The organism is Streptomyces sp. NPDC059679, assembly GCF_042734105.1.
Classification (GTDB): domain Bacteria; phylum Actinomycetota; class Actinomycetes; order Streptomycetales; family Streptomycetaceae; genus Streptomyces.
Map to the genome: position 1 here is coordinate 1 of NZ_JBHWES010000137.1, position 10193 is coordinate 10193.

13 protein-coding genes are annotated in these 10193 nt (G+C 71.4%); all 13 read left to right on the forward strand.

The genetic code is table 11. The features are described from left to right. The first annotated feature begins 125 nt into the window (after nt 1-125). Nucleotides 126-719, forward strand: a complete 594-nt coding sequence (locus ACFV2X_RS54540) for a hypothetical protein (RefSeq protein WP_385631537.1) — start codon at nt 126-128, stop codon at nt 717-719. Further along, a complete protein-coding gene (locus ACFV2X_RS54545) occupies nt 716-1438 on the forward strand; it encodes a hypothetical protein (RefSeq protein WP_385631538.1) in 723 nt (240 codons plus the stop codon). The genes ACFV2X_RS54540 and ACFV2X_RS54545 overlap by 4 nt, the downstream gene beginning before the upstream one ends. 10 nt (nt 1439-1448) lie before the next feature. After that, complete coding sequence (locus ACFV2X_RS54550) at nt 1449-1940, forward strand: hypothetical protein (RefSeq protein ID WP_385631540.1); 492 nt, start codon at nt 1449-1451, stop codon at nt 1938-1940. After that, entirely contained in the window at nt 1937-2602 is a 666-nt protein-coding gene (locus ACFV2X_RS54555) for a hypothetical protein (RefSeq protein WP_385631542.1), read from the forward strand. The genes ACFV2X_RS54550 and ACFV2X_RS54555 overlap by 4 nt, the downstream gene beginning before the upstream one ends. Further along, nucleotides 2599-2880 carry a hypothetical protein gene (locus ACFV2X_RS54560; RefSeq protein WP_385631545.1) on the forward strand — a complete coding sequence of 94 codons (282 nt, stop codon included), beginning with the start codon at nt 2599-2601 and terminating at the stop codon, nt 2878-2880. Before ACFV2X_RS54555 ends, ACFV2X_RS54560 begins: the two co-directional genes overlap by 4 nt. A 244-nt stretch (nt 2881-3124) precedes the next feature. Beyond that, nucleotides 3125-3550, forward strand: coding sequence for a hypothetical protein (locus ACFV2X_RS54565; protein WP_385631546.1), 426 nt, complete (start codon nt 3125-3127; stop codon nt 3548-3550). A gap of 70 nt (nt 3551-3620) precedes the next feature. Then, on the forward strand, nt 3621-4058 hold the full coding sequence (locus ACFV2X_RS54570; protein ID WP_385631548.1) for a DUF2742 domain-containing protein: 438 nt from the start codon (nt 3621-3623) through the stop codon (nt 4056-4058). Nucleotides 4059-4358: 300 nt separating this feature from the next. Continuing rightward, nucleotides 4359-5120 (forward strand): hypothetical protein, encoded by a 762-nt coding sequence (locus tag ACFV2X_RS54575; protein WP_385631550.1) that lies wholly within the window; start codon nt 4359-4361, stop codon nt 5118-5120. 253 nt (nt 5121-5373) lie between these two features. Further along, nucleotides 5374-6138, forward strand: coding sequence for a hypothetical protein (locus ACFV2X_RS54580; RefSeq protein ID WP_385631553.1), 765 nt, complete (start codon nt 5374-5376; stop codon nt 6136-6138). Nucleotides 6139-6511: 373 nt separating this feature from the next. Beyond that, nucleotides 6512-7396 carry a hypothetical protein gene (locus ACFV2X_RS54585; protein ID WP_385631556.1) on the forward strand — a complete coding sequence of 295 codons (885 nt, stop codon included), beginning with the start codon at nt 6512-6514 and terminating at the stop codon, nt 7394-7396. An 81-nt stretch (nt 7397-7477) separates the two neighbouring features. Continuing rightward, the gene (locus tag ACFV2X_RS54590) at nt 7478-8440 is read left to right on the forward strand and encodes a hypothetical protein (RefSeq protein WP_385631559.1); all 963 of its coding nucleotides are present in this window, start codon (nt 7478-7480) and stop codon (nt 8438-8440) included. 437 nt (nt 8441-8877) lie between these two features. After that, nucleotides 8878-9168 (forward strand): hypothetical protein, encoded by a 291-nt coding sequence (locus ACFV2X_RS54595; RefSeq protein WP_385631561.1) that lies wholly within the window; start codon nt 8878-8880, stop codon nt 9166-9168. An 82-nt stretch (nt 9169-9250) separates the two neighbouring features. Then, complete coding sequence (locus ACFV2X_RS54600) at nt 9251-9829, forward strand: hypothetical protein (protein WP_385631563.1); 579 nt, start codon at nt 9251-9253, stop codon at nt 9827-9829. The last annotated feature ends 364 nt before the right edge of the window (nt 9830-10193 follow it).

The following is a 10193-nucleotide window of genomic DNA, read 5'->3' on the forward strand; positions in this document are numbered from 1 at the left end:
CCCTCGCGCGGCCCCCAATCTATTCTCCCCGCCCGCATTGCCCCTGCGGCGCCACTGTGGGGGGTCGGGGGCCGCGGATATCGGCCCCGGACCCCACTCGTCCAACCTAGGAGAGGCAACCGCCCATGAGCGACACCTCCGCTCTGGATGCCGCGAAGATCGGCATCCGCATGGTCACCCGGGACCTGGGGGCCCGCGCGCTGCCCGGGGCATGCGTCCTGTACGTCCCCAGCGTCCTGGCCGAGGCCGCCGACCTGCTCGCCAAGATGTACGAGGTGGGCCAGGACCACGGCATCGCCCCCGAGGACTGGGCCGCCGTCATCAGCCTGCCCACCGGCGTGGTGGACGCCCTGGCCGCCCGCTACTGCTCCCGCGTCGAACTCACCAGTAACGAGCTGCACACCGCCCGGGACACCCTGATCGGGGAACTGAGCACCAAGGGCATCACCGTCCGGCCCGGCCTGCGTATCGCCGTCGACCCTCCGGCCAGCGGGCCGCGCTTCGGGTACCAGGGCCGGGAGGCCCCCCTCTCCCTCGCACTCACCAGCGGGGGATGGGACATCCGCGTCGACGAGCCCGCCAGCGACCGCCCCCATCCGATCGCCGCCCCCGCCACCGAGGAGGGCGCCCGCGAGGTCGCCGAACTCGTCCGCAAGATCCTTTGCGGCGAGGCCCCCAACCCGTTCGCCAGCCCGGCCGTGAAGGAGCCCAGCGCATGACCGAGACCCCCACCCAGCGCCGTGTCCTGCTCCCCGATGACGAAAACTGGCTGGCCCTGTTCATCAACATGGAGGAGCCCCTTCTCCAGCAACTCACCCTGAACACCCGCGCAGCCCGCGCCGGGGAACAGGACGTGTGGCAGATGCCCGAGGACCTGGACGGCGCCGCCGCCCACGACGCATGGGGACGCCTCTTCCAAGCCCTGCCCAAGCCGCTGCGGCACACCGCCACGAACACCGGCCGCTACGTCCCGAGCAACGCCCGGCCCGTCGGCCAGTACACCCTCTACGCCCCCGACGGACGTTGGGAGCACACCACGCTGTACCCCGCCGACATCGACCCGCGCGACGTCGACACCGTCGCCGCTGTCCTGGCGCACTTCCGCCGGGCCGTCGAGGGCAAGGACGACACCCAGCTCGCCGACTTCCTGGAGCAGATGGCCGACGACTGGGCCGAACCCGGCCGCGACGGCGACCCCAAGCAGCTCGTCAACGACTTCGCCCGCGGCCTGGCCGTGCTGAACCTGGACCACCAGCCCGACACCGAGGTGCTGCTGGCCGCCGTCGCCGCCGCCGGGCCCGGCCAGGAGCCGCCCGAGCGGATCGTCCTCACCCCGTCCCAGGAAGACGCCTATCAGCGCTTCGCCATCCGGCTCTCCTCCGCCGTCGCCGGGAACAGCGCGCACGACTACGCCCTGCACCGCTTCGCCAACAACTGAGAAGGCCCTCATGCGACACGACGTCACCCCGAGCCCTGCATCCCTCTCCGCAGAGGAGATGACCGCGGCGCTCACCGCCGCTGCCACGCTCAGCGGAAGCGAGCTGAAGCGCGCCGCGACCCACCTGGTCACCTCCACCGGCTTGCCCGGCCGGGCCGACTTCGCCCGCCACATCACCCTCACGTGGGCGGAGGTCCCGGACACCGGCCGCGCCCTGACCGCGGAGGTCAACTTGACCGCCCTGCGCGCCGACGAGGAGGTCTACCTCACCGGCGCCGACGAGAAGCTGCTGAACCTCGCCCTCAGCTATGCCACGGGCCGCCCCGTCCACCTCGACGCCTACCTCAACGGCTTCGGTCACCAGACCGGCCTGCGTGTCCTGGAGGCCCACATCATCGGCATGGGCATGGAAGGGTTCCTCGCGGCGGCCGCCGGCGGCCCCCGGCTCGACGACCTCAACGCCCTGCACGCCGAACTCGGCATCGCTGGGGACGCGCAGTGACCGGCCTGAACGCGCTCGCCGCGCACCTCGACTACACCGCCCCCGAGCACCGCGAAGGCTGCACGGCCAAGGGCTGGGAGGTCGACTACAGGATTCACACCACCGTCCGTGAGCGCGCCTACAGCGGGCACTCCTGCCCGATCGGCACCGAGGACAGGACAGCGTGCGGGCACGGCGACGAGTACAGGGCGCTCACCGTGCGGATCTACTGCCCGAAGTGCGGCGCCGCGACCAAGCTGGACGCCGAACTTCCCGGGATGCCCATGGCGTTCGACACCACCCGGCTTGGTATGGGGATCAAGCCCCGCCGCTGCGGTCGGGTCTGGATCTACCAGGGACCCCCGCCCCGGCTCGGCATTCTGCTCGACCCGCCCGGCGATCCCCAGTGGTATCTCGTCGCGCGCCGCAACGCACTGCGGCTCGACCCCGGGGACATCGTCGGCGCTGTCGAACCCGCTTTCGGCCCCAGGGGCGGGCCGGGCTACACGGTCAGCTACGGCCTCACCGAGCTATCGGCACCGGCGGGGGAGCGGCCGACCCCGGTATTCCGCCACCACGTCCGGACCGATGACCAGTTCTTCCCCACTGTCACGGCGGCCGCGCGGTGGCTCGACGAACACGCCGTGGCGACCGAACCGGCCGCAGCCGGGAAAACGCCATGAGCGTTGCCCTCCCGGTGCCCGCGCCGTTCTACGCCGCGTTGCAGATGTGCCACCCCGACAACCTTCCCGGCTGGCTGAGTGACGCCACCCGGCGATGCGCCACCGCGGCCGCGCCGCTCCAGCTCGACGAGCACCAGGTCGAGGAGCTCGCGCCGCTTCTCACGGCCAGTACGTGGCGGGAATGCCAGCAGGCCGCCCCCGACGACAGCCCGTTCGCCGAGAGCTTCGCCAGGGCCTGCGAGGAGACCCTTATGCTCCTGGAACGCGCCAGCATCTGACCACCGCACGCACTGACGGCCCGCGCCCCTGTGGAGGCGCGGGCCGCCTGCATACCCCCTCCTTTCTCCTGCGCCGGGAGGCCGGCGCGACGAATCCGAGCGCCGCCGGCGCCGGGAAATCCCCTGGTCAAGGGTGGTTTCCATCCTTCCGGATCGGGTCTAAAGCTGGTAATGTTGTCTCCGTTGGAAGGGGGTGGCACCCCGACCGGCGCCACCACTCGAAACCTGATCACCGGAGGACTCTGTGACCCCTGCCTGCCGTGCCCGAACGGCCATCGCCGCGATGCTCGCCCACCCCCAGGCCACCCGGCGGCCCACCCCGTCCGTGAAGGCCGCCCGCGCGGCCCTCCGCCCCCTGGGCGCCCTGTCCTGCGAGGCCCGCCGCCGCGAAGTCGCGGCCACCGCGCAGGAACTGGTGGACGTCGCCGTCGGCGACGCGCTCACCGACGCCTTCCACCTCGGGCGCACCTACGCCCTCAGCCCGCAGGACCTGGAGCAGCTCCACCTCGTCCGACTCTCCGGGAGGCCCTTCCCTGAGCGGGTCAACGACCGCGCTGCGGCCCTTGTCTGCTACGTCGGCAACCTCCGGCGCCTCGCGGACGCGTACGGACTGAGCGAGGACGCACTGTTGCACCGCGCCGAGGAGAACTACAAGCACGAGATCGCGTGACCCCCAGCCGGGGCGGCGGATGGCACCGCCGCCCCGGCCCCCTCGAAACCCCATGCCGGAGGAGAACCCCGTGAACACCGCCGATGCCGCCCAAGCGTGGGCCGTGCACCAGGTCACCACGCTCGCCGACGGAGCCCAGGACTGGAACGTCCCGCCGTACGGATCGCTGGCCTGGAGCCAGCTCCCGCCCAACGACCCCCGCCGGTTCGCCGCCGTCGTCGAGGCCGCCGAGCGGTGGCGCCGCCAGGAGGCCGAGGACGAGCGCCTGGAGCAGCTCGCCGACGAGGACCCCGCCGCCTGGTACGCCGAGGTGACCGCAGGGGCGAACGAGGAAGCTCGACGCCTGGCCGGCCGCCTCGCACGTATGCGCACCCAGGTCGAACGGGACGCCGCGCACGCCCGCCGGCCACCCCACCGGCTCCGCGCCACTCCCGGCTGGCCCCCCGTCGCCGTCCCCGGCCAGCCCGGCCGCTATCTCTACCCCGCCGCGCACCTGGCCGCCGCCTGAGCCGGGCGCCTATCCATCGGGGAGTTGGGCGGGGCGGTATCGGCGGACGGTCTGCGTGGCGGGCCGTCCGCCGTCCGCGGATCCGTCGTGGCGGGTCAAAAGAGGCTGGCAAGGAGGGGGCCGGCCCGGCCCGGAGGGCACGCGCGGCACCCAGGATTTTCGAGAAGAGCCCAGGTCAGACGCCCGTTTCCACTTCCGTTTCCGGTCTAAGGCTGGTAATGTTGTTCTTGTTGGGAGGGGGTGGCACCCCGACCGGCATCACCACTCGAAACCCGAGACCCAGAGATGGAGCACGCCCTAATGACCAAGTCCAAGGCGTCGAAGACCCGCACCCGCATTGACGCTCTGCGGGCAGTGATCGACAAGGAGTGCACTGCCCCGACCTGCCGGGAGTCGGGTACGTGCCGCCATGAGGGCGAGAAGGAGGCCGCCCGTCACATGCTCGGCCGTCTGCTGGAGAAGCTGAAGGACGCGGCCGGGGACGAGCGCGAGGAGCGCGCACGGATGTGGGCCGAAATCTACGAGCGCGGCTACGACGCACACGGCAACACCTACCGCATGGGCGCCAAGTACCGCTCCGGGCAGTCGATGAAGGAACGGGCCGCAGGCATCCGCGCGGACATCAAGATGGCGCGCAAGACCGGGAAGACCCCCCTCGTGCAGCAAGAAGGGCCGGGGCTGGTGTCTCAGGCGGTGGAAACCTACCGGTTCGACCCCATCGGAGAGGCGCCCGCGCAGATCAAGTTCCGAGTCCGTATCGGCGCCGGTTACGGCTCCATCCGTATCGGCATCGACAACATCCCCCAGGAGTGGGGATGGATCGCAGAAGAGGTCACCGGCTACCAGGGCGAGAAGGTCACCCGGTGGCACCGCTCGCAGGCCCTGAAGGACCTTGAGGCCGAGCTGAAGTCGGTCGGGGAGGCGTACAACGCCGATCATGGCTCCAACACCATGACGGACTGCTTCGCGCAAGCGTTCTTCGTGTTCGTCGAGTCCGACGACCCCGGAACCCTCGCCTGGCGCGCCGAGTACGAGCGCAAGCGCCGGGAGCGCCGCGCCTGATGCGCCCAGGCCATCACGCCCCGCCGGTCATCCGGCGGGGCGTGATGGTCTGGTGCACGCACGGCGCCGCATCAGGCCGGTGCCCGGTACGGCAACCTCTTGAAAGCCATGCAAACCCCAGGGAAAACCCTGGTCAGGCGCCCTTTCCTGCTTTCGATTCCGGCCTAATGCTGGTAATGTTGTTCTTGTTGGAGGGGGTGGCGCCCCGGCCGACACCACCACTCGAAACCCGCACCACCCGGAGGGCACAGCCGTGACCGACACCGAGACCCACGACCGCTACGGAACACCGGACGCCGACGGGCGGAGGCCCGTCTTTGTGGACGACGCGACCGAGAACCCCCCGGCCTACACCGCCAAGATCACCGACTACGACCGCAGCGTCTCCACCCGCACGTACAGCGCTGTCGAAGCTGATGCGCTGATTGCCACCGCACTCTGGGACGACGCCGAGGTCAGTCCCGACGCTGACCGCTCCGGTTGCATCACCATCACTCGCGTGATCACCGGGCACCGCAGCGCCCTGGATGCCGAGCCGGTCACGATGCGGCGCGCCATCCGGCTGGAACCGGTGTCCGCACCACGTCGGCTGACGGCCCGCCAGTACGAGGACCTACGGCTGATCCGGGACTGCGAATCTGCCTCCCGCGCCGCCGTCCTGGCAGACGGACGTGTTCGGGCCGGATTCGTGTCCATCCCGCCGGGCGCTGCCGGGCGTCTCCTGGAGCGTGGTTGGCTCACGGCCGAGCCGGGCGGCGCCGTGTCCGCCTCCTATGCGGGCCGGGTGGCGATGGTGCTGCATGAGCACCGTGCGGAGACCGGCTATGTCGGCATGGACAAGTGGGTGACTGACGCGCTCGGCGTTGGCGAGTGGCAGATCGGTGACCCCTTGTACCTGTCCCGCTGCTCCTGCGGGCACCGCGCCGAGGGGCTCTTTGAAGTCCGGGCGATGGCACAGCAGGCGTCCCGCAAGCACCGACTTGAGCACCTGCGGGCCCTGTTCGACCTGACCACCTGACCCACCGCGCGCCCGCCGCCCCGCCGGTGGGGCGGCGGGCGCCGGCCTGACGCCGATGAGTACGGCGGGCGTGCGCCGTACCTCCCGCGGACCGTGGGCGACGGCCGCGCGATCGGAGCGGCAACGGTGGGCGGTCTGCGTGGCGGGCCGTCCGCCGTCTGCGGGTCCGCCGTGGCGGGCCAGAAGCGGCTGGCAAGGAGGGGGCGGCCCGGCCCGGAGGGCACGCGCGGCACGCGAGAAATCCGTGAAAACCCTGGTCAGAACCCCTTTTCGGCTTCCCGAATCCGGCTCAGAGCTGGTAATATTAAACCTGTTGGAAGGGGGTGGCACCCCGACCGGCACCACCACTCGAAACGCGACGAACGAGGTCAGCATGAGCGACATCAAGAACCGGTACCGCTACGGCAAGCCGGACAGCGAGGGAGTCACCCCGGTCTACATCGACGGCGCGGTCGAACCGGCCGGGTACGTGTGGAAGGGCCGGAGTTCCTCCTCCTGGTGGGCGCAGGGCGCCGGAGACAAGCTCAGGACCAACCACACCCGCAAGTACAAGGCCGCGGAACAGCTGGTGGGGATGGTCGATGTCCGCGCCATGGTGGCCGCCGAGACCGAGCGTCGCCGTGCCCGCCGTACCCAGGCCCCGGCCGGATGGCGGTTCGCCACCTGGACCGAGATCGAGCGCGAGGGATACCGCCAGGTCCGCCCCGTGCACCGCGCCCCGTACGTCTACGGGGGAGAAGGGGAGCGGTACCCCGACAGCTTCGCCGACCAGCCGGTCACGCTGACCCGCATCGTCCGGTTGCACAACGGATGCGTCGTGGTATCGGGCACCGAACCGGGCGAACGTCCCCCGTACGTCCTGCTGATGGACCCCGCCCACGCCGATCTCGGCGCCCTGGTCCGCGAGCAGGAGCCGCGACACGTCGCCCCGGGGGAGTGCATGGGATGCGAGCAGGACGGGCCGCTCTACCAGGCCGGTACCCGGCTCGGGTGCGCCACGTGTACGGCGGCTGACCTGGGTCTCTCCCCGGCAGATCTGCCCGCCGCCATCGACGACGACGGCGCGGTGTGGTGGACGGTCGGTGACACCGTGCGGCGCGCGGGCGAGGTCCAGGACGACGACCACACCGAGCCCGAGACCGGCCGCGTGATCGAGACCGAAACGCAGATCGCCGACCGCACGCGCCGGGTGAGTGTCGACTTCGGCGACCGCTGGCCCGTCCGCTGGCACGCCGCCGGACTCGAACCCGTCGCATAGCACGACCGCCCGGCCGGGGCGGCGGATGGCACCGCCGCCCCGGCACCCCTCGAAGCCCGACACCGACCCGAAAGAGGAACCATGGACACGTCCACACCGGCCCCCACCATCGCGAGCATCACCGCCCTGCTGGCCACCGCCGGACACTACCCCGTCACCGGCCCCGGCGACGGGTTCACCCTGCGGCCGACCGCCGACGGCGCCGCCCTGGTCCTCACCTACTGGTGCGAACCCCGGGACGCCCACGAACACCTGACAGGCGGGCACATCCACCGCAGGCGCAGGGCGCTCCGGGACTGCGCGCGCTTGATCCGCGGCGCCGGACACCAAGCTGCGCGCACCCCCACCGTCCAGAACCCGGGGCGCGCGGCCGTGGAGTCCGCGATCATCTTCCCGGCCCCAGAGCCCCAGCCCGAGCCCGCCGACCCTGCGCAATGCTCCTGTACCCCGGCCGGGGTCTGCACGCGCGCTGAACTCCGCGCCGTCGCAGCCGCCGACCTGGACCGGGCGACGGCGGCCACACGTAATGCGCTTCTTGACGCGCTGCACGAGAGCGCCGTTGAGCCGGTCGACCACGCTATCGGCGGCCCCGAAGGCGCCGCGGCCCTGCTCGACCACTCACGCGGCATCCTCGCGGCACTGCCGCCCGCGCCCGACGAGACCGCCGTACGGGCCGACCTCGAATGCCGGGGCTGCGCCTCGGCCGCGTGCCTCGCTTCCAACCACCTTGCCCGCGCGGCCCTGGACCGGGCCGCAGACCTGGCCGCCGTCCGCGCCGTCACCCTGGCCGCCGCGCGCACCATCCTGGACCGGGCCCACCTTGCGCTCACCCCCGGCGACCGCTGGAACAGCACACGCACGGCTGCAGCTGACCAGCTGTTCAGGGTCCACTTCACCGCCGCGGCCGCCCTTGCCGTCCCTGCCGACGAGGTACACGGCCGCTACCGCGGAGCCCACCACCGTCGCGGGGGCCTCCCCGTCAACCTCCGGAAAGGGCGCGCCCGATACTGGTTCGTCCGCTGGGGCCGGGCCATCTGGCACTGACCGGCCAGCGGGGCGGGGCGTCCTCCTCGGGGCGCCCCGCTCCCACGTGTTCGGTACCCGAGCCGCGCCGGTTGACCGTGGGCCGGCGAGACCCGCGCGCCGCGTCGTTGCGTCTGCGGCCGGAGAGCGACGGCCCGACCATGCAAGCCGGCCCGGCGCGCTGGTGGCCGTACGGGCGGCATCCCTGGGCGGTTTACGTGACGGGCCGTCGCCCGGGTGTCGCCCCGCGGTGGCGGACGCTGAAAAGCGGCTGGCAAGGACGGGGGTTCGCCCGGCCGGTGACCTTCTAAAGGATCACGGTAGTCCGGGAAAAATCCCTGGTCAGTGGCCCTCCTCGACTTGTCGGAACCCGATCAATGCTGGTAATATTATCCGTGTTGGAAGGGGGTGGCGCCCCGGACAACACCACCACTCGAAACCCACACCGAGGAGAGATCATGTTCGACCTCACGCGCAAGGAACTCGCTGCCCTTAACAACACGGTGACCCTCCTGAAGGCCGACGCCGAGGCGAGCGGCCGGACGATCACAGACGAGGTCGAGAGTCGGACCGCCGCCGAGTTGGCCGCCCTCTTCATCGGCTCACAGGTGGCTGACATGGAGGGGCACCACGGCGAGGAGCGCCACGCGGCCGCCCGGGAGCACGCCGCCGCCGCCCTCGAAGGACGCCAGATCGACCCGGGTGCCGCCGTGAACTTCCGGGCCGTCTTGTGCAGGTGGATCGGCTAGGCGTAACCGGCTCGGGCACCCGCACCGGGGCGGCGGATGGCACCGCCGCCCCAACCCACTCGAAACCCATCAGGAGATCACCATGGCCATGAAGTCCCCCAACCCGTCCAGTGTCGGCGCCGCCCTCAAGCGTGCCGGGTTCAAGCGGCACTACAATCGTCCGGCCCGAGGCACCGCGAACGCCGGTTTCAAGACCGCGAAGCTCGCCCCGGGCCGGGTGTTGGTCAGCTTCCGGGGTGGCAGTGACACCGACACCATGGGAGCGGAAGAGTACGAGGAGACCAGGACCCGGATGCTCGGGTACTACGCCGAAGCGCTCCGATCCGCCGGGTATGCCGTCAGCGCTTCCGGAACCACCCTCACCGTGACAGCGCAGCCTGCTCTGTGCGTCGATGAAACGGCCTGGTACCGCCGAGACCTCACATGCTACGAGACGGCCACAAAGCCGCAGCAGAGGAGCCGGGTACTCGTCCACGGGCGCCACGTGGCGGGCGAGGTCCGGAAGTTTCTTGCCGGGAGCGTTTACGAGGCTGTGACGCAGCCCAGCTCTAACATCATCACCCTGACTGGCGCGGTGCCGTCCGAGCTCGGGGGCCAGCGGGATCGGCTTCTCGTGCTGGCGTACGTAGCGGAGTGCCCCGGGGAAACCGCACGGAGCTGACGCCGCGTTCGGAAGGGGGCGGATTGGTCGCCCCCTTCCCGCCCCCGGGCACGGCCGGGAGCGCCGACGGGTCGTCGGGGGCGCGGGTGGCCACGTATGTGTCGTGGTGGCGCCGCTCAGGCTGGGCGTCGGCCGCGCGGTGGGGCCGTCGCTCGGTGCGCGGCGCCGTGCGGCCCGGTGTGGTGTGCGGTCGGGTGTGAGGGGCGCTTTGGTGCGGCCCCTCGTGCTCGCCTGGTGTGTTCGGCTGGGGTGTGTGGTGCGTGCGTGGTTTTGTGGTGGTGCACCCGGCCGTTGGCCGGGTCCGGGGGCTGCGCGCCCCCAGACCCCTGCGCCAGCGCCTGGGGCGCGCTGGACCGCCCTTGGT